Source organism: Mesorhizobium sp. M0830 (assembly GCF_040319965.1).
Taxonomy (GTDB): domain Bacteria; phylum Pseudomonadota; class Alphaproteobacteria; order Rhizobiales; family Rhizobiaceae; genus Mesorhizobium.
Genome location: NZ_JAMYOR010000005.1, coordinates 1 through 19,803, shown reverse-complemented (window position 1 = coordinate 19,803; position 19,803 = coordinate 1). Strand labels below are relative to the sequence as shown.

Genomic DNA, 19,803 nt, shown 5'->3' with positions numbered 1-19,803 from the left:
CGGTCAGGCAACCTTGACTGGGTGATACTGCGCGCGCAGCGCATCGGACGACTGGCGAACCACTTCGGAGATCCGCAGCAGCTGTTTGGCGATCGGGCTTGTCTTGCGCCAGATCATGCCGATGGTCCGCGACGGCTGAGGACTGGCGAAGTGGGCGATGGAAACCGACGCCGAGCGTGTCTCCACCGGCACGGCCATTTCCGGGATCAAGGTGACGCCGACGCCGGCGCCGACCATTTGCACCAAGGTCGACAGCGAGCTGCCGTCCAGCAACTCTCTTGGCCGTGCCGAATGCATGTTGCAGAATGACAGCGCCTGATCGCGGAAACAATGGCCCTCCTCCAGCAAAAGCAGCCGCATCTCGCGCAGCATTTCGCGATTGGGCACCGGCTTTCCCTCGTCCTCGCCGGGCCGGACCAGCACGAAGTTCTCGGCAAACAGCACGATTTCGGTCAGCGACGCTTCCGATACCGGCAGCGCGACGATGGCCGCGTCGAGCCGACCGTCGGCCAGTTCCTGGATCAGCTTCTGCGTCTGCGTCTCGCGCACGTGGATATCGAGGCCGTCATGCATGCGGGCGAGGTTGCCGATGATGGCAGGCAGAAGGTAGGGCGCGATCGTCGGGATCACGCCGATGCGCAGCCGGCCCACGAGCCGGTCGCGCGAGGCGCGGGCCAGATCCGCCAGCTCATCCACCGAGCGCAGGATGTCGCGGACGCGTAAGGCAAACTCCTCGCCGAAATTGGTCAGCCGGACCTGTCGCGGACCTCGTTCAAAAAGCTCCGTGCCCAGCGTTTCCTCCAACTCCTTGATCTGCACCGAGATGGCGGGCTGGGAGATGGCGCAGGCATCCGCCGCACGTCCGAAATGGTTGTGTCTGGCCAGCGCTTCGAAATAACGCAGCTGCTTCAGCGTCAGGTTTGTCATAGCGTAATCTTATCGCTGCAATCAGGAAATCCAACTTAAATTAATCACGCGACTTTGCTATAGGAACTGCGAGGAAGATCAGGAGCAGCCGGGACCATCTGGTCCAGGCGCTCGCAGCGATGGACATCCAAGATATTCGGTCGCGTATCGGGCACAGGTCATCGCGCCTGCCATGAAACGGACCACCTCCAGGGGCATCCAGTGTCCTTGCTCACGCAGCCGTTGAAACAGCTCAACACAGCCACGATCGGAGAAAAACATGGACGCCAACACAGACGACAACAGCAAGGGCAAATGCCCGGTTGCGCATGGGTCCTCCCGCAGGAGCAACCGTGACTGGTGGCCAAACCAACTTGACCTCGGCGTTCTGCACCAGCAATCGAACCTTTCGGATCCGATGGGCGAGGAGTTCGACTATGCCGAGGAATTCAAGTCGCTCGATCTCGATGCGGTGATCAAGGATCTGCACCACGTGATGACGGATTCGCAGGATTGGTGGCCCGCCGATTTCGGCCACTACGGACCGCTGTTCATCCGCATGGCCTGGCACAGTGCCGGCACGTATCGCATCGGCGACGGCCGTGGCGGCGCCGGCGCCGGCCAGCAGCGTTTCGCGCCGCTCAACAGCTGGCCGGACAATGCCAATCTCGACAAGGCGCGTCGGCTGCTGTGGCCGGTCAAGCAGAAATATGGCCGGAAGATCTCCTGGGCCGACCTGTTGATCCTCGCTGGCAATGTCGCGCTCGAATCGATGGGCTTCAAGACCTTCGGCTTCGCCGGTGGCCGCGCCGACGTCTGGGAGCCCGAGCAGGACGTGGATTGGGGTTCGGAAACCAAGTGGCTCGACGACGAGCGCTACTCCGGCGACCGCGAACTCCAAGGCAATCTCGGCGCCGTCCAGATGGGCCTGATCTACGTCAATCCGGAAGGGCCGAATGGCAAACCTGATCCGCTGGCCTCGGCACGTGACATCCGCGAAACCTTCAGCCGCATGGCGATGAACGACGAAGAGACCGTGGCGCTGATTGCCGGCGGTCACACCTTCGGCAAGACGCACGGCGCCGGCGATGCCTCGTTGGTGGGGGCCGAACCGGAAGGCGCCGGCATCGAAGCGCAGGGCCTCGGCTGGTCGAGCAAGTACGCCACCGGCATTGCCGGGGACGCGATCACCTCGGGTCTCGAGGTGACCTGGACCACGACGCCGACCAAGTGGAGCAACAACTTCTTCGACAATCTGTTCAACTACGAATGGGAGCTGACGAAAAGCCCGGCGGGCGCTCACCAGTGGACGCCGAAGGGCGGCGCTGGTGCCGGCACCGTGCCGGATGCGCATGATCCGTCAAAGCGCCGCGCGCCTTCCATGCTGACCACCGATCTCGCGCTGAGGGTGGATCCTGCCTATGAAAAGATCTCGCGGCGTTTCCACGAGCATCCAGGCCAGTTTGCCGACGCGTTTGCCCGCGCCTGGTACAAGCTGACCCACCGCGACATGGGCCCGGTCGCTCGCTATCTCGGCCCGCTCGTGCCGAAGGAAGTGCTGATCTGGCAGGATCCGATCCCGGCGGTCGACCACGAATTGGTCAGCGAGCAGGATATCGCATCCCTGAAGTCGAAGATCCTGGCATCGGGCCTGTCGGTCTCCGAGTTGGTCTCGACCGCTTGGGCGTCGGCCTCGACGTTCCGCAATTCCGACAAGCGCGGCGGCGCCAACGGTGCCCGCATCCGGCTCGCGCCGCAGAAGGACTGGGAGGTCAATCAGCCGGCCGAACTGTCGAAGGTGCTTGCCAGGCTTGAAGGCATCCACAGCGAGTTCAACGCGGCACAGACCGGCGGCAAGAAGGTCTCGCTTGCCGACCTCATCGTGCTCGGCGGCGTCGCCGCGGTCGAAAAAGCCGCGAAGGATGGGGGCCATGAGGTGAAGGTGCCATTCACGCCAGGCCGCATGGACGCCTCTCAGGAACAGACGGATGTTCATTCCTTTGCGCCGCTCGAGCCGAAAATCGATGGCTTCCGCAACTATGCCAGGGGCAGGCAGCCGATGTCGACCGAAGCCATGCTGGTCGATCGGGCGCAATTGCTGTCGCTGACGGCGCCGGAGATGACGGTGCTGGTCGGTGGCTTGCGGGTGCTTGGCGCCAACACGGCCAAGTCGAAGCATGGCGTGTTCACCGACCGGCCGGGGACGCTGACCAATGACTTCTTCGTCAACCTGCTCAGCATGAACACGATCTGGGATCCGGCCGCCGGCTCCGACGAAGTCTACGAAGCGCGCGACCGTAAGACCAAGGCGGTCAAGTGGACCGGCACGCGCGCAGACCTAATCTTCGGTTCGCACGCACAATTGCGTGCACTTGCCGAGGTCTATGGCTCCGCGGACGCCGGGCAGAAATTCGCCAGGGATTTCGTGGCGGCATGGACCAAGGTGATGAACGCCGACCGCTTCGACATCGCCTGACATTGCCAGCGGCGATCCGGCCTTGCCGGAGCGCCAATCGACCTGGATCAGGGCGCGTTTCCAGCGATGGGGACGCGGCCCTGTCGCAAGAGGCTGCCCCTTGGTGGACCGTGCCTTGCCGGGCAATGCTGCTATCTTGTCTGCATATCGTCTCCGCTGGTGCACCATGATCGAAATCGTCAAACCCGCGCTTGAACATCTGCCGTCCTACAAGGCGGCGCTCGAGCGTGGCTGGTCGCCGTACAATGTGCGGCTGATGGAAGCGACGCGCGAGCAGCTTGCTGCAATCGAAAAGGATCCGGTGGCCTTTCTCGCCGACCTTGATGATCCACAGGCCAAGGGCGGTCCGATCACCTTGCCCGACGGCAAGCAAGTGCCGCGCCTGCCGGGCTTCCGCCGCTGGATCTGGGACGGCGAGGCATCGGGCTCGATCGGCTTCCGCTGGCAGCAGGGCACGGCAGAACTGCCGCCACATGTGCTTGGCCATATCGGCTATGCGGTGGTGCCGTGGAAGCGGCGGCGCGGTTACGCCACCGACGCGCTGCGGCTGATGCTGGACGAGGCGAGGGCGGTCGGCTTGCCCTATGTCGAGATCACCGCCAAACCGGGCAACCCAGCCTCGCACAGGGTGATCCTTGCCAATGGCGGCAAGCTGGTCGAACGCTTCTTCGAGGACGCCGCCGATGGCGGGGTGGAAAGTTTGCGATTCCGGATCGAGTTGTAGGGGAATGGCGCAATCTTATCCGGGGCAGGCTGGGAGAAATCCCCTTATATCCGCTGGCGCAGGCCCCTCTCCGACCGCTTCGCGGCCACCTCTCCCCACTTTCGTGGGGCGAGGAACCCAAGCCTTGCAGCGGCGGTGCGAGGTCTGCTTTCTGTCCTCACAGCTCCTGGATCGCTGCCAGCACCAGCCTCTCACCCATGCTCGTCAGTGCACAGCGCGTGGTCGGACAGCGCGCGGATAACGTAGCAGTCGCCGACCGTCTTGCCATTGCAGCAGGTGGCGATGCGTTCGAGTTCGGCCTCCAGCCGCTTCAACTGGGCGATCTTGTCCCGCACCGAGATCAATTGTTCCTGGGCGATCTTGTCGGCGTGGCCGCAGGGCTGCTCGGGATGGCCGCTCAATTCGATCAGCGAGCGGATGTCCTCGATAGCGAAACCGAGATCGCGGGCGTGGCGGATGAAAGCCAGCCGCTCCAGTTCTTGCCTGGAATAGCGGCGCTGGTTGCCTTCCGATCGTTCCGGCGCGGCGACCAGGCCCATCTGCTCGTAGTAGCGGATGGTCGGTACCTTGACTCCGGTGCGGCGCGAGAGATCACCGATCGAAAACATGGGTTTTGCCTCTTGAAGCTCTAGTGACTAGAGCAATTACTGTGCCTAGCATCAGCATTCAAGACCCATGCGGCGACGCCGCACGGGCAAGACAGATAGGTGATGCGATGACGGTGCCTCTCAAGCAGACGCGGTTCAGGATCGGCGGTATGGATTGCGCCTCCTGCGCGGCCAAGATCGACACGGCGGTTCGCCGTCTCGACGGCGTCGCTGATGTCTCGGTTTCAGTGATCGGCGCCAGCATGACGGTCAGTCACGGTGGCGCACTGCCGGAAGACAAGGTGCTGCGGCAGGTTGCGCGGCTTGGGTATGGCATCAAAAAGGCCGAAGCCAGGATCGATGGGCACGCTTCAGCAGTCAAAGCGTATGACCATGCTGATCATGACCACGAAGGCCACGATCATGGCGAGCCGGCCAGCAAGCAGGCCATCGCTTCATACATGGGTGGCGAGCCGGGGCAGGCGTGGTGGCATTCCCGCCGCGCGACGCTGACGCTGGCTTGCGCGGCGGTACTTCTTGCCGCCTACGGCATCGGTCATCTGTTCCCAGTGTCCGAGCGCTGGGTGTTCCTGGCCGCGCTGCTGGTCGGCCTGCTGCCGGTCGCGCGGCGCGCGCTGATGGCGGGACTGGCCGGCACGCCGTTCTCGATCGAGATGCTGATGGCCATCGCGGCGACAGGCGCCGTGATGATCGGCGCGACGGAAGAAGCGACCGCCGTGGTGGTGCTGTTCCTGATCGGCGAACTCCTGGAAGGTGTTGCCGCCGGCCGTGCGCGGGCGAGCATCCAGCGACTTGCCGATCTGGTGCCGAAGACGGCACTGGTCGAGCGCGCAGGCGGCACATCGGAGATTCCCGCTGAAGACCTTGCGATCGGTGACGTCATCGTGGTGCGGCCGGGCGACCGTATTCCCGCCGATGGCGAGATCGTCGAGGGTTCGAGCGATATGGACGAGGCGCCGGTGACCGGCGAGAGCACACCGAAGCGCAGGGGTGTCGCGGAAGTCGTCTTCGCCGGCACGATCAGCACAGACGGCGTGCTCAAGGTGCGGGTGACGGCAGCCGCGTCGGACAACACCATCGCCCGCATCGTGCGGCTGGTGGAAGAAGCGCAAGAGGCCAAGGCGCCCACCGAGCGCTTCATCGACCGCTTCTCGCGTTATTATACGCCAGCGGTGCTGGCCGTCGGCGCGCTGGTGGCGCTGCTGCCGCCGCTGTTTGCCGGCAGCGACTGGAACGAGTGGATATACAAGGGCCTGGCGATCCTGCTGATCGGCTGCCCCTGCGCGCTGGTCATCTCGACGCCGGCGGCGATCGCCGCAGGTCTTGCGGCCGGCGCGCGGCGTGGCCTGCTGATGAAGGGCGGTGCCGTGCTGGAAGGGTTTCGCGGGATAACGGCGGTCGCCTTCGACAAGACCGGCACGCTGACGGCGGGCAAACCAGTCGTCACCGACATCGCGGCCTATGGGCGCGACGAACGCACCGTGCTGGCATTGGCGGCAGCACTGGAGCAGGGCTCCAGCCATCCGTTGGCGATGGCGATCCTGGAGAGGGCCAAGACCGACAAGGCGCCGGTGCCGCCGGCGCTGGCGGCGAAGGCGATTTCCGGCAAGGGCGTCGAGGGCAGCGTCGGCGCCGTCGCTGTCTTCCTGGGCTCCGGTCACGCGGCGAGCGAACGCGCCGTCATGACCAAAGCGCAGCGCCTTGCCGTCGACAGGTTCAACGGCGAGGGCAAGACGGTGTCGGTGCTAGTGGCCGATGGCGTGGTGGCGGGGTTGATCGCCATGCGCGATGAGCCGAGACCGGATGCGGCGTCGGGTATTGCGGCACTGAAGGCCGAGGGCATCCGGGCGGTGATGCTGACTGGCGACAACCGCCGCACCGCCGAAGCCATCGCCGCTTCGCTCGGCATCGAGGCGCGGGCAGAGTTGCTGCCACAGGACAAGCTGCGCATCGTCGGTGAGCTGCAGTGCGAGGGGTTGAAAGTCGCCAAGGTCGGCGACGGCATCAACGACGCGCCGGCGCTCGCCGCCGCCGATATCGGCATCGCCATGGGTGGCGGCACCGATGTGGCGCTGGAAACCGCCGACGCTGCGATCCTGCATGGCCGGGTCATGGACGTCGTGCGCATGGTAAAACTGTCGCGGGCGGTGATGGCCAATATCGGCCAGAACATCGGGGTGGCACTCGGGCTGAAGGCGGTGTTCCTGGTCACCACCATCGCCGGCATCACCGGACTGTGGCCGGCGATCCTGGCCGATACCGGCGCCACCGTGCTGGTCACCGCCAACGCCATGCGCCTGCTGCGCTGGCGCGGGTGAGTCGACAGTCTTACCGGAGGATCGCGGTCACGCCGGTGTTGAGCAGCGTGCATTGGCCGACGCGCACGTCGGGCATCAGTGATCGCATTGTGCGATCCGATCACTAAGAGTGCACCACCAGCGGCACGAGGCCCTCGTGCCGCTCATCGAGATAGCAGACCATGTGGTCGCCGATGCGCTGAAACGTAAGGTCGACCTTCGCCTTACCGACCGCTAGGTGCCGGATCACGATGTTGTCGATGCCGATCGGCAACCGGGGCTGCTGGACATTGATCTCGTGTTTCCAACCGTCGACTCGAATCCCCAGGCAGGCCTGCAGCAACATAAAGGCGGATCCGGCCGACCATGCCTGTGGCAGACAGGCTACGGGATAGGCGATCGGCGCGTCGCCGATCGCGCGCGTAAAGCCGCAGAATAGTTCCGGCAGCCGCATGTTGAAGCGGACCGCCGCCTCAAACATACTGCTCATCAGCTTTACAACGCTTGTCCGCTCCTGGTAGCGGGCGAGCCCAGCGGCGCAGATCGCCGTGTCATGTGGCCAGATCGAACCGTTGTGATAGGACATCGGGTTGAATGGAAGCTCGTCGTCGGCCAGGGTGCGAACGCCCCAACCGCTGTGGAGGTGAGCTGACAGCAGCTGCGCGGCAATCGATTGCGCCCGTTCTGCTGACGGTAGCCCGACATAAAGCAGGTGACCCGCGTTGGAGGCTCGCACGGCGCATTGCTTGCCTTCTCCGTCTATTGCCAAGGCGTAGAAGTTGCTCTCCGGCATCCAAAACCGCGTCTCCACCGCGCTGCGGATCCTTTCTGCCATAGCGCTCCAGCGTGCGGCCTTGGCGTCGTCGCCGCGCTTTGCCGCCAGTGCAGCCATGCCTTGGTAGGCCGCAAAGACATAGCCTTGCACCTCTACCAATGCGATTGGTCCCTTGGGTATCGTGCCATCGGCATGGAAGATCGCGTCGGCGCTGTCCTTCCAGCCTTGGTTGAAAAGCCCCGTATCCGACCCCCTGTTGTAGGTCACGAAGCCCTCTCCGTTGCGAGCTCCGACCTCCTCCATCCACGCGATCGCCGCACACAGGGAATCCCACATGCGGTCGACGAATTCGTGATCGCCGGTGCGATCGGCGTAGGAGCAAGCCAGGTAGACATAGAGCGGAGTGGTGTCGACGCCACCATAGTAGCGGCCGAACGGCAGTTCGCGCAGTACAGCCATTTCCCCCTTGCGCGTTTCATGCATGATCTTGCCGGGCTCGGCATCGTCAAATATCGACGTTTCTGTCGACTGATAGCGGGCAAGGTACGCCAGGACGCCGCGAGCGAGCTCAGGGTTCAGCCACAACATCTGCAAGGCGGAAATGACGCCGTCGCGGCCAAAGGCGGTCGAGAACCACGGAATCCCCGCGTACGGATATGGCCCAGTTTCCAGATCAGTGGTCAGCAACGCGATGTCGGCGCGCGTGCGCGTGAGCCAGTCATTGAACACGCGACCGGAACTGAACACCGTGGCGCCCTGTCGACGCTTTGAGCGCATGGCAAACCGGGCCCGTGCCGCGGCCGCTCGGAAACGATCACTGGATGGGGCTTCTTCGCTGTGACCGACCTCCAGATACAGCTCTCTTCTGTCGCGCCTTGCCACCAGAATGCGAAACTCGGCGTGATTGGGATGCACCTGATCGGGCCTCATCGAAAACGCGATGACAGATTGGCGCGATACATTGTCGAGGCCTTCGTATCGGAACGTGACGCTGTTCTCGCCGACCAACGCATCATGCGCACGACCACGGCGGCTTCGGGTAGTGCCGCGCACCTCGAACATGTCACGGAAATCGGCGTCAAAGTCGAAACGAACCGGCAGCAGCACCTCGCGTGCGGCGTAGTTCGAGAACGTGATCCGCTCGAACATGCGGTCCTGCCAGATGAACCGGGTCCGATTGATGTGCACGACGCCTGGCAGCGTTTCGCTGCCGTTTGGCCCGATGGTGGCCAGATTGGTGAGATTGGCGTTGAATAGAATGTTGTCCTGCGACAGCGAGGCGCCGAGCAGCGAGGGCATACGGCCGCCAATGAACAGACGGAAGCGCGACAGCACACGCGTATCGTCGCGGAAGAGCCCGTCGCCAGTGCCGCGTATGTCACCATAGCTGTCGGTGACGATGAAGCAGTCCTCATGCTTCAGAGCAAATTGCCTGTGCGGCTCGCGCGGCGCCGATTCGTCCAGTGCCGGGAGAGCCACAGCTGGATCAAGCTTTCGGTCTTCGACTTCAATGGTCATGTCAGCCCTCCTGTTCATCAGTCCCGTACTCGCGCGTGCGGTCGCGGGCAGCGTGGTTCGAATTCTTGGCGAATGATTGGCAACTTTCGCTCTTTCGGCCCGATCAAACGCCGCTCGAACCATCGGTTCTAGGCGGCCGGCTCGGCCACGACCATCGCAGCCGCATCCGCAGCGCAGCCATTTGAGGGGCCAGGTGCAAGTCGCCTAGTGCCCGCGAGCGAGCGGTAGACCGCCATGTAGTCGCAGCACATGCGTCCAACCGTGAACCGCTTTTCAAAAATTTCCCGCACCCGCGCACGATCGAGATCGCCTACCCGCCGGACGGCCTCAACAGCTTCGCCAACACCTTCCACGATCAGTCCGGACACTCCATCGTCGATGACCTCTGGAACGGCGCCGCGGTTGAAGGCGATCACCGGGGTGCCGCAGGCCATTGCCTCGATGGTTACAAGGCCGAACGGTTCGGGCCAGTCGATCGGAAACAGCAGCGCTGTCGCTCCGCCCAAAAATTCTGCCTTCTGCCGTTCATCGATCTCGCCAACGAACTCGACGTTGGAATGTCGAAGCACCTTGGGTTCGACCTTCTCACTCCAAAATGATTGGTCCACCGCGTCGATCTTGGCTGCGATCTTCAGCGGCATCCCGGCGCGCGCTGCGATTTCTATCGCGGCTTCCGGCCCCTTTTCCGGTGAGATTCGGCCAAGGAAGGCCAGATAACCCGAGGCTTTCGGCCGGAAGGGAAGAATGTCAGGCGGCAGGCCGTGATAAACTGTTCCGAGCCAATCGACCGGTGGCATGGGCCGGCGCTGGTCATTGGAAATCGAGACCAGTGGAAGGTCGTCGAACATCGCGTAAAGTTGCGCCAGGTCCGGAAGGTCGAGCCGGCCATGTAGGGTGGTAACGGTTCGCCGCGCGAACTCACGGATCATTGGAAAGTGGAGAACATCGACGTGAAAATGCAGCACATCGAATTCATTCGCCCGTCTGCGAACCTTTTCAAGCATCATGACGTGATACGGAACATGGTTCTGGGCGCCAGGGTTCAGCCGTAGTGCAACATTGCAACACGCGACCAGTTCGGCCGAAGTGCTTGAATCGCCGCTGGCGAACAACGTCACTTCGTGGCCCTGTCGAACCAGCTCTTCCGTCAAATAGGAAACGATACGCTCAGTCCCTCCATAAAGCCTCGGCGGTACCGACTCGATCAGAGGTGCGATCTGGGCTATCTTCATCTGCGGAATACCTGAAAGCGGAAGTCAGCCTTCAAACCAACCGGCGATGGCACGACCCTCCTTCACCTATTCACATCACCGCCAACTTTCGGATTGCTGATTTGTTCCGGGGAACAATCGCTGCGCCGCGACGCCGCCCCGAACAACGACAAGGGACGCCCATCTCGGCGCGAACCGTAACGCCTCGTGCGCGCTGACATGAACGACGCGTGGCTTTTTGCCGTCGAAACGGCGGACGCGGCGATCCTTCATGGACGTCGTGCGCGTGGCAAAACTGTCGCGTGCGATGATGGCCGATATCGGGCGGAACATCACCCTGACGCCGGGGCTGAAGGCGGTGTTCCTGGTCACCACCATCGCCGGCTGCCTGTGGGCGGCGATCCTGGCGAGGGTCAGGGCTTTGTTCGAGCTCTACTCCGCTGGGGCCGTCAGCGGCGGCGTGGCTTTGCTGCGTCCTTCCCAGACATAAGAGGCGAGCGCCACCGCGACCGCGAACAGCATGGCGACGGCGCCGAGCAGCGGCAGGCTGCGATAGCCAAATCCGGCATTGAGCGTGGCGGCGCCCAGCGACGCGGCAAGCGCGATGCCGACATTGAAGCCGGACGGAATGAGCGACGAAGCGAGGTTCGAGGCGTCCGCCGTCCAGGCCAGGATGCGGGTCTGGATCGGTGTGCCGATGGCGAAGTTAAGGCCGCCCCAGACGACGATCGCGACGACCATCGGCAAGGGATAGGGGCTGACGACATAGATGACGGCTAGCGTCGCCGCCTGCAGGGCTAGCATCGAGATCAACGACGGCATCAGCTTCCAGTCGGATAGCTTGCCGCCGAGGAAAACGCCTAGCGTGGCGCCGACGCCATTGAGCAGCAGCACCCACGGCACCCAGCCCTCGTCGAGCCCGGTGACCTCCAGCAGTGTTGGGGTGATGTAGGTGAACAGGCCGAACTGGCCGATCATCAGCATCAACATCAGGATCAGCGAGGTCCAAACCTGCTGGCGGGCCAGCACGCGAACCTCGCGGGCAAAGCCGGCGGGCCTCGCCGACGATCCGGTGGTGCGCGGCAGCAGCGCTGCCATGGCAAGCGTTGCCGCCACGCCCAGCGCGCACATCACCCAGAAGGTGGCGCGCCAGCCCCAGATGTTGCCTATCGCGGTGCCGGCGGGCACGCCGATGACGTTGGAGACGGTGAGGCCGGACAGGATGACGGCAACCGCCATGCCGCGTTGGTCCTCGCGCACAAGACCGACGGCGACGACCATGGCGACGCCGAAATAGGCGCCGTGCGCGACCGCGACGGCAATACGCAACAGCAGCATCGAGGTGAAGTCGGGTGCCAACGCGCAGGCCGCCTGGCCGATGGTGAAGGCGACGGCGAGGCCAAGCAGCAAGTTCTTGCGCGACAGCGACTTGGTGGCAAGCGCCAGCAGCGGGCCGCCGACGGCGATGCCGCAGGCATAGCCGGAGACGAGATAACCGGCGGAGGGAACCGAAATGCCGAGCCCTTGCGCCACTTGCGGCAGCACGCCGGCAATGACGAATTCAGTGGTGCCGAAGGCAAAGGCGGCGATGAACAGGGCGATGAGCGGAAGCGACATGGCCGGAATCAGATCCTCGATTGCAGGCGTCAAACCACGGACGGGCGTCGCGGACAATTCAGAAAATGTTGGCGCCGGTTTAGGTTTTCTTGATCGAGATCCAACGCAACCTGCTCGCGCGACAGCCGGTGAGGGCGCGCCGGGTCGGTCGCGCCAAGGCCGCTATGCTACGGTCTAGCGCCCGTAGGGAATTCTCAGCCAGGCGCGTTCATGGGCATAGTAGAGCAGCGATTTGGTGGCGACCTCGGTCAGGCCGATTGTCGCGGCGAGCTTGACGCTTCCCGTCACGACCAGCGAAATGATCATCGTGTCGATGGTGCCGGTCACGCGCCAGGAGAGCGCCTTGGCAAAACTGCGTGAATGGGTATCCATCGATTTCCTCCGAAAGGCTGGGCTAATGAACCCTTATCCCGACTGGAGGAAACAGAGCAAAGGTATTTTGCCGCAGAAGCGCGTACGCTACCGGATGGTGTCGTGGATCAGCTCGCCTTCAGCCGCGATCCGGTGAGCAGGCCGCGCTCTTCGAGCACCGGATAGGCCATCGAGGCCAGCAGCGAGTTGATCTGCTTCAGGTCGCGGATGGTGTCGAGATGGATCGAACTGGTCTCGACGCTTTTGGCGGTGCCGTCGCGCAGTCGTACGAAATGACTGGCGCTGGTTTCCTTCTCGCGATCGCGCAGCCGGTCCTTTTCCAGCACCAGCTGGCGGGCTGTCTCGGGGTCGCGCGAAACCAGGACGTTGAAGGCTAGCCGCGCATTGGCGAGCACCGAGCTGTGGAAGGCGAACAACTCGCTCCAGCCTTCGTCGGTGAATTCCAGTCCGCGCTCGAACTTCTTCTTCACATGCACCAGCATGTTGCGCACGATGATATCGCCGACCTGCTCCAGCTTGACGCAGGCGCCGATCAGCTCCTGGCACCGCAAGGCCTCGTCCTCGGTCAACGAATTCCTGGTAAGCTTGGCCAGATAGAGCTTGATCGCGGCGTGCTTTCTGTCGACGCGGTCGTCGAGTGCAGCCAGCGCCTTGATCTTGTCGGCGTCGGTACTTTCATAAAGTTCGATGATGCGCTTCAACATGATCTCCACTGTCTCGCAGACCCGCACCACTTCGCGCGTGGCATTGGCCAGCGCCTGGCTTGGCACGTCGAGAGCGCTCTCGTTAAGCGCGGATAGCTCGACGACATCGAGCGAGGCGGCGGGTACGGGCTTGATGCCAAGCGCTACGATCTTTTCGGAAGCGCGATAGACGAAGCCGGCCAGCGGCAGCCCGGCGAGCAGGATCAGCACATTGAACAGGATGTGGGCGTTGACGATCTGGTCCGCGGCCGTCGAACCGAGAAAGGCGAAGTGCGGCCTGAAGATCATGACCAGGATCAGCATGACCAGCGAGCCAAGCCCGCGCATCAGGAGATTGCCGACCGGCACGACGCGCACTTCGGGGCTCGACGAGCGGGTCAGCATCGGCGCGATGATCGAGGAGCCGAGATTGACGCCGAGGATGAGGACGACGCCGAGTTCCGGCGTGATCAGGCCGCGGCCGGCGAGCGTCGCCATCAACAGAACCGCCGCGATGCTCGACTGGAACAGCCAGGTGATCAGCGCCGCCAACAGGTAGGCGGTGATGGAATCAGTCGAGAAGTAGTTGATGATGACCGGCAGGAGCTGGCTGTTGCGCAACGGCTCCGATGCTTGGCCGATCATTTCCAGCGACAGGATCAGAAGACCGATGCCGACCAGGATGCGGCCGGACTGGCGCCAATCGCGGCGCTCGGTAGCCATGAACATCACCGTGCCGGTGATCAGGCAGAGCGGCACCAGCAGGGTGAGATCGAAGGTCAGCAGCTTGACCACCAGCGCCGAGCCGATCTCGGCGCCGCGCACGGCAAGCTGGCCCGCGGCGCCCGAGACGATGCCGGAGCCGGCGAAGGAGCCGACCAGAAGCGTGACGGCGGTGGAGCTCTGCAACGCGATAGCGAGGCCGGTGCCGGCCAGCACCGCCATGACCGGATTGCGCATGGTGGCGCGCAGACGATGGCGCAGCACGTCGCCATAGGCGCGCTCGACGCCGGTCTTGACCATGCGGGTGGCAAACAGCATCAGCGCCACGGCGCCGGCCAGATGCAGAAGAACGACGGAGCCGCTCATCTTGCCGCACGCATGCGAACAGGGCGCGCGACGCGGCCAGCGTGGCGGGCGGGATGAAAAGCGGGGTTACGAATCATGTTCATGGCAGTCGCCGATAATACTCGAATATTTTAGCCGGATAATAAAATATTGTCGATTTTAATGGCCGTTGCCGCGCGACAGGCCGCGACAGGCGGTGTCGGAAAATGGATTGAGGCGCAAATGGTTGCATTGCCAAGCCGCTGTGGGGCGGCGGATCGGCCAAGTTTGCCGCGCGTTTGGGCTCTTAATTTTGCGATGACGTCCAACTCTCTCGGATAAATAGATGAATTCATTACACAATTGTAATGCAGGCGTTCAGTTTCGGTTCATCGATGTCCTGCCATTCCTCTGATGTCGAAAACCAAGGAGACTTCTCATGAAACGCATTATCCTTTCGGCCCTCGCTTTCTCGATGCTGGCCGCCACGTCATTCACCGGCCAGGCCGCGTCGCTGAATGCGCCGGTCGCGCCGCAGTCGAACTACAGCCAGGTCGACTGGCAGAAGCCCGGCAAGCATGTCGACGTGCGTAAGCGCGTCGTGGTGAAGAAGAAGGTCGTCGTGAAGCGTAGCCATTGGCGCAATGGCCAGAAATATTCCAACTGGAAGCGTCACCAACCGATCCGCGATTATGGCCGGTACGGCCTGCATCGTCCCGGTCGCGGTCAGGAATGGATCCGCGTCGGCAACGACTACGTGCTGATCGGCGTCCTCTCCGGCGTCATCTTCGGCGCGCTTGCCGCGCAGTAACCGGCAGCTTACCGAGCATTCAAAGGAGGCGGCCAGCAACGGCCGCCTTTCTTTTTGCCCTGTGGAAACCGGGTACGGCCCGCATTAGGGGTCGTCGGATTTCGCGGGCATGATTATATGGTGGGGAAACGAGTTCCCCGATGCGCTTCCCACCCGCCTTCCTCGACGAGATCCGCGACCGCGTGCCGATTTCCCAGCTTATCGGCCAGCGCGTCGCGTGGGACAGGAAGAAGACCAACGCGCCGCGTGGCGACTATTGGGCCTGCTGTCCGTTTCATGGCGAGAAAAGCCCGTCCTTCCACTGCGAGGACAAGAAGGGTCGCTACCATTGTTTCGGCTGCTCGGTGTCGGGCGATCATTTCAAGTTCCTCACCGAACTCGACGGGATGAGCTTTCCCGAAGCGGTCGAGAAGATCGCCGACATGGCCGGCGTGCCGATGCCGGTTCGCGATGCCCAGGAGGAGCGGCGCGAAAAGGAACGCGCCAGCCTGACCGATGTCATGGAGATGGCGACCACCTTCTTCCAGGAGCGGCTGCAGGGGCCGGAAGGCGCGAAAGCCCGTGCCTATCTGCGTGATCGCGGCCTGACACCGGCGACGCAGCAATCGTTCCGGCTCGGCTTCGCACCCGACAGCCGCAATGCGCTGAAGGAGCATCTCGCCGCCAAGGGCATTCCCAAGGCCGATATCGAGGCCTGCGGATTGGTGCGCCACGGCGACGACATCCCGGTTTCCTATGACTGGTTCCGCGACCGCATCATGTTCCCGATCCCGGATTCGCGCGGCAAGATCATCGCTTTCGGCGGGCGCGCGCTGGCGCCGGATGCGCTGGCGAAATACATGAACTCGCCCGACACCGAGCTCTTCCACAAGGGCAACGTGCTCTACAATTTCGCCCGCGCCCGCAAGGTGCTCGCCAAGGGCGGCACGGTGATCGCAGTCGAAGGCTATATGGACGTCATCGCGCTGGCGCAGGCCGGCTTCGAGAATGTCGTGGCGCCGCTCGGAACCGCGCTCACCGAAAATCAGCTTGAGCTGCTTTGGCGCATGGCGCCGGAGCCGATGCTGTGTTTCGACGGCGATAAGGCCGGGCTCAAGGCAGCTTGGCGAGCCGCCGACATGGCGCTGCCGTCGGTGCAGGCCGGGCGCTCGGCGCGCTTCGCGCTGCTGCCGGAAGGCAAGGATCCCGACGATCTGGTCAGGGCCGACGGACTGGATGCGTTCCGCATCGTGCTGGCCGAGGCGCGACCGCTGGTCGATCTGTTGTGGATGCGTGAGACGGCGGGCGGCGTCTTCGACACGCCGGAGCGGCGGGCCGAACTTGAGAAGACGCTGCGCGAGCTGACCAGCCGCATCCGCGACGAAAGTCTGCGCTTCCACTATCAGCAGGAGATGCGCGAACGCGTGCTGAGCTTTTTCGGCTCCCAGCGCAGCACCAGGCAAGCACGCCAGGATGGACGACCGGGCCAGGGCAAGGCCGCCGCGCCCGGCGGTCAGTTCGCCAAGAGCGGTGGCGGCCGCATCGCCATCACCGAAAGCCTTGGCCAGTCGGCACTGGTCAAGCGCGGCAGCGAGGGGATGTCGGTGCGCGAGGCGACGATCATCGTCGCATTGGTCAACCATCCGGCGCTGATCGACGAGAATTTCGCCCATATCGAGTTTCTCGATCTTGGCAACTCGGACCTGAGGCGGCTGCATGGCGCGATCCTCGATGCAATGGCGCATGACATGGCCAATGACCGTCAGGCCGTTATAGCGACGATCGAACGCGCCGGCTGCGCCGAGATCTGGGAGCGTGCCGTCGGCCTGATCCGGCGCATGCGGCAATGGCCGGCATTGGAGACCGCCGCCCTTGACGATGCCCGCGACGCTTTCAGCCAGGCACTGCACTTGCAGCGCAGCGCGCGCACCTTACATAAGGAGCTGAAACAGGCGGAAGCGGCGCTCGCTACTGATCCCACAGACGAAAATTACCGGCACCTGATCGAAATTCAGGCGCAATTTCAGGATGTACAGGCAACGGAAGCGCTGATCGAAGGATTCGGTGTGTCCTCGGGCAGGGCCGGGCGGGCTTAAAGCATGATCCCGAAAAGCGGGAACCGGTTTTCGGAGAAGATCATGCTTCCACCAAGAATGACAAGGCCTTTCCGATCCAAGGAGCGGAACGGGCCTCGCAAGAGAATGACAGTGAGGCGTTGCGCGTCCAAATGGTGCGCGGCGGGCTAAGTCGGGTAATTGATTCGCTTTTTTAAGGCGAATCATGCGAGAGGCGCTTGACCTTCTGGCAGAATGACGGAATCAGGACGATTCGAAACGTTAACCCGAACCCGCGTCGACGGGAAATAAGCGATGTGAGGGTACTGGGTCACTGGACAGGCAGCCTGCCTGCCACAGATACCAGGGTTAATCTGGACTTAATGCGTGTCGCCCAAAAGGAAACCGGTTTTGGGGACAACGACATGCACCAAACGACGAGTAGATGCAGTTACTGGCCCGGTGAAGCGCGTTCATAAGCGAGCGCATCCGATTTGACTGGTCCGACAGCTTACGCGGCTTTGATGTTCGGCCGCTAGGAGAAGAAAAAGACTATGGCGACAAAGGAAAAGGAAGAGGTCGAAACCGAACGCGAAGGCGCCACCGATGGCCCTCTGCTCGACCTTTCCGATGATGCTGTCAAGAAGATGATCAAGGCCGCCAAGAAGCGCGGCTATGTCACCATGGACGAGCTGAATTCGGTGCTGCCCTCCGAGGAAGTAACCTCCGAGCAGATCGAGGACACGATGGCGATGCTGTCCGACATGGGCATCAACGTGGTCGAGGACGACGAGCAGGGTGAGGAGCCCGAGGCCGCCGACACCGCGGCCGATGCCGAGGAAGACGCCAACGAGCTGGCCGAGCAGACCGGCACGGCCGTTGCCGCCACCACGACGAAGAAAGAACCGACCGACCGCACCGACGATCCGGTGCGCATGTATCTGCGCGAGATGGGCTCGGTCGAGTTGCTGTCGCGCGAGGGCGAAATCGCCATCGCCAAGCGCATCGAGGCCGGCCGCGAGACGATGATCGCGGGCCTGTGCGAAAGCCCGCTGACCTTCCAGGCCATCATCATCTGGCGTGACGAGCTCAACGAATCGAAGATCCTGCTGCGCGAGATCATCGATCTCGAAGCCACCTATGCCGGACCCGAAGCCAAGCAGGCACCGGTGGTCGAGCGCATCGAGGAAGCCAAGGTCGAGGACAAGCCGCGCCGTTCGCGCGACGAGGAAGACGACGTCACCAATGTCGCCGCCGATACGCGCGGGCTGGTCGATGACGACGAGGAAGACGAGGACGAAGCGAGCCTTTCGCTGGCGGCCATGGAAGCGGAACTGCGCCCGCAGGTAATGGAGACGCTCGACGTCATCGCCGACACCTACAAGAAGCTGCGCAAGCTGCAGGACCAGCAGGTCGAGAACAGGCTGGCCGCTGCCGGCACGCTGTCGCCCAGCCAGGATCGCAGGCTGAAGGAGCTCAAGGACCAGCTGATCAAGGCGGTGAAGTCGCTGTCGCTCAACACGGCGCGCATCGAGGCGCTGGTCGAGCAGCTCTACGATATCAACAAGCGCCTGGTGCAGAACGAAGGCAAGCTGCTCAGGCTCGCCGAAAGCTACGGCGTGCGCCGCGAGGAGTTCCTGAAGGAATATCAGGGTTCCGAGCTCGACCCGAACTGGACGCGCGCGATCGGCAACCTGACCTCGCGCGGCTGGAAGGAATTCACCAAGAACGAGAAGGACGCGATCAGGGACCTGCGCGCCGAGATCCAGAACCTCGCCACCGAAACGGCGATCTCGATCCTGGAATTCCGCAAGATCGTCAACCAGGTGCAGAAGGGCGAGCGCGAAGCCGCGATCGCCAAGAAGGAAATGGTCGAGGCCAATCTGCGCCTCGTCATCTCCATCGCCAAGAAATACACCAATCGCGGCCTGCAGTTCCTCGACCTGATCCAGGAAGGCAATATCGGCCTGATGAAGGCGGTCGACAAATTCGAATACCGCCGCGGCTACAAGTTCTCGACCTACGCGACATGGTGGATCAGGCAGGCGATCACCCGTTCGATCGCCGATCAGGCGCGCACCATCCGCATCCCCGTGCACATGATCGAGACGATCAACAAGATCGTGCGCACCTCGCGCCAGATGTTGCACGAGATCGGCCGCGAGCCGACGCCGGAAGAACTGGCCGAAAAGCTCGCCATGCCGCTCGAAAAAGTGCGCAAGGTGCTGAAGATCGCTAAGGAGCCGATCTCGCTCGAAACGCCGGTCGGCGACGAGGAGGATTCGCATCTGGGCGATTTCATCGAGGACAAGATGGCGATCCTGCCAATCGACGCGGCGATCCAGGCCAATCTGCGCGAAACCACCACGCGCGTGCTGGCCTCGCTGACGCCGCGCGAGGAACGTGTACTCAGAATGCGCTTCGGCATCGGCATGAACACCGATCACACGCTGGAAGAAGTCGGCCAGCAGTTCTCGGTCACCCGCGAGCGCATCCGCCAGATCGAAGCCAAGGCGCTGCGCAAGCTCAAGCACCCGAGCCGGAGCAGGAAGCTGCGGAGCTTTTTGGACAGCTAAGACCTGCCGAGATCAAAGAGTTCAAGGGCGCCACTGGCGCCCTTTTTCGTTCCGGGGCGTGCTCTGTCGATAGCGAATTAAGTTGTCCGGTTTAGGTAGCACACGAGTTGTCCGCTGCTTCTGGTTTTGTTCTGCTGGCCGCCGAGCGG

At 63.0% G+C, this 19,803-nt stretch carries 13 protein-coding genes and 1 pseudogene; 7 read left to right on the top strand and 7 right to left on the bottom strand.

What is annotated here, in order from left to right; genetic code table 11:
* Window positions 1–3: 3 nt before the first annotated feature.
* Window positions 4–927 carry a hydrogen peroxide-inducible genes activator gene (locus tag NKI20_RS04850; protein WP_352828822.1) on the bottom strand — a complete coding sequence of 308 codons (924 nt, stop codon included), beginning with the start codon at window positions 925–927 and terminating at the stop codon, window positions 4–6.
* A 259-nt stretch (window positions 928–1,186) separates the two neighbouring features.
* Between NKI20_RS04850 and katG the strand changes: the two genes are divergently transcribed.
* Together katG and NKI20_RS04840 are read left to right on the top strand one after the other, a co-directional pair.
* The gene (gene katG / locus NKI20_RS04845; RefSeq protein WP_352828819.1) at window positions 1,187–3,382 is read left to right on the top strand and encodes a catalase/peroxidase HPI; all 2,196 of its coding nucleotides are present in this window, start codon (window positions 1,187–1,189) and stop codon (window positions 3,380–3,382) included.
* A gap of 166 nt (window positions 3,383–3,548) precedes the next feature.
* Window positions 3,549–4,106, top strand: coding sequence for a GNAT family N-acetyltransferase (locus tag NKI20_RS04840; RefSeq protein WP_352828816.1), 558 nt, complete (start codon window positions 3,549–3,551; stop codon window positions 4,104–4,106).
* Window positions 4,107–4,297: 191 nt separating this feature from the next.
* On the opposite strand, the gene NKI20_RS04835 is transcribed toward NKI20_RS04840, so the two are convergent.
* Window positions 4,298–4,714 carry a MerR family transcriptional regulator gene (locus tag NKI20_RS04835; RefSeq protein ID WP_352828813.1) on the bottom strand — a complete coding sequence of 139 codons (417 nt, stop codon included), beginning with the start codon at window positions 4,712–4,714 and terminating at the stop codon, window positions 4,298–4,300.
* Window positions 4,715–4,821: 107 nt separating this feature from the next.
* On the opposite strand from NKI20_RS04835, the gene NKI20_RS04830 reads away from it, so the two are divergent.
* On the top strand, window positions 4,822–7,032 hold the full coding sequence (locus NKI20_RS04830) for a heavy metal translocating P-type ATPase (RefSeq protein ID WP_352828810.1): 2,211 nt from the start codon (window positions 4,822–4,824) through the stop codon (window positions 7,030–7,032).
* A 103-nt stretch (window positions 7,033–7,135) separates the two neighbouring features.
* Here NKI20_RS04830 and NKI20_RS04825 read toward each other — a convergent pair whose 3' ends face one another.
* Both NKI20_RS04825 and NKI20_RS04820 read right to left on the bottom strand, forming a co-directional pair.
* Window positions 7,136–9,304, bottom strand: coding sequence for an amylo-alpha-1,6-glucosidase (locus NKI20_RS04825; protein ID WP_352828807.1), 2,169 nt, complete (start codon window positions 9,302–9,304; stop codon window positions 7,136–7,138).
* Window positions 9,305–9,432: 128 nt separating this feature from the next.
* On the bottom strand, window positions 9,433–10,536 hold the full coding sequence (locus NKI20_RS04820; RefSeq protein WP_352828804.1) for a glycosyltransferase family 4 protein: 1,104 nt from the start codon (window positions 10,534–10,536) through the stop codon (window positions 9,433–9,435).
* A gap of 219 nt (window positions 10,537–10,755) precedes the next feature.
* On the opposite strand from NKI20_RS04820, the pseudogene NKI20_RS04815 reads away from it, so the two are divergent.
* A pseudogene (locus tag NKI20_RS04815) lies at window positions 10,756–11,005 on the top strand (hypothetical protein); the annotation flags it as partial.
* On the opposite strand, the gene NKI20_RS04810 reads toward NKI20_RS04815, so the two are convergent.
* From NKI20_RS04810 to NKI20_RS04800, 3 genes are all read right to left on the bottom strand, one after another.
* Entirely contained in the window at window positions 10,948–12,132 is a 1,185-nt protein-coding gene (locus NKI20_RS04810; RefSeq protein WP_352828801.1) for an MFS transporter, read from the bottom strand. The pseudogene NKI20_RS04815 and the gene NKI20_RS04810 sit on opposite strands and share 58 nt — an antisense overlap.
* Window positions 12,133–12,306: 174 nt before the next feature.
* A complete protein-coding gene (locus tag NKI20_RS04805; RefSeq protein ID WP_023761838.1) occupies window positions 12,307–12,504 on the bottom strand; it encodes a DUF2061 domain-containing protein in 198 nt (65 codons plus the stop codon).
* A gap of 107 nt (window positions 12,505–12,611) precedes the next feature.
* Window positions 12,612–14,276, bottom strand: coding sequence for a Na/Pi cotransporter family protein (locus tag NKI20_RS04800; RefSeq protein ID WP_023761837.1), 1,665 nt, complete (start codon window positions 14,274–14,276; stop codon window positions 12,612–12,614).
* Window positions 14,277–14,673: 397 nt separating this feature from the next.
* Here NKI20_RS04800 and NKI20_RS04795 point away from each other — a divergent pair, with 397 nt between their 5' ends.
* From NKI20_RS04795 to rpoD, 3 genes are all read left to right on the top strand, one after another.
* Window positions 14,674–15,045 (top strand): RcnB family protein, encoded by a 372-nt coding sequence (locus NKI20_RS04795; RefSeq protein WP_352828797.1) that lies wholly within the window; start codon window positions 14,674–14,676, stop codon window positions 15,043–15,045.
* Window positions 15,046–15,185: 140 nt separating this feature from the next.
* A complete protein-coding gene (gene dnaG, locus NKI20_RS04790; RefSeq protein ID WP_352828794.1) occupies window positions 15,186–17,120 on the top strand; it encodes a DNA primase in 1,935 nt (644 codons plus the stop codon).
* Between the two features lie 512 nt (window positions 17,121–17,632).
* Window positions 17,633–19,654, top strand: a complete 2,022-nt coding sequence (gene rpoD, locus NKI20_RS04785) for an RNA polymerase sigma factor RpoD (RefSeq protein WP_023761835.1) — start codon at window positions 17,633–17,635, stop codon at window positions 19,652–19,654.
* Window positions 19,655–19,803 lie beyond the last annotated feature (149 nt).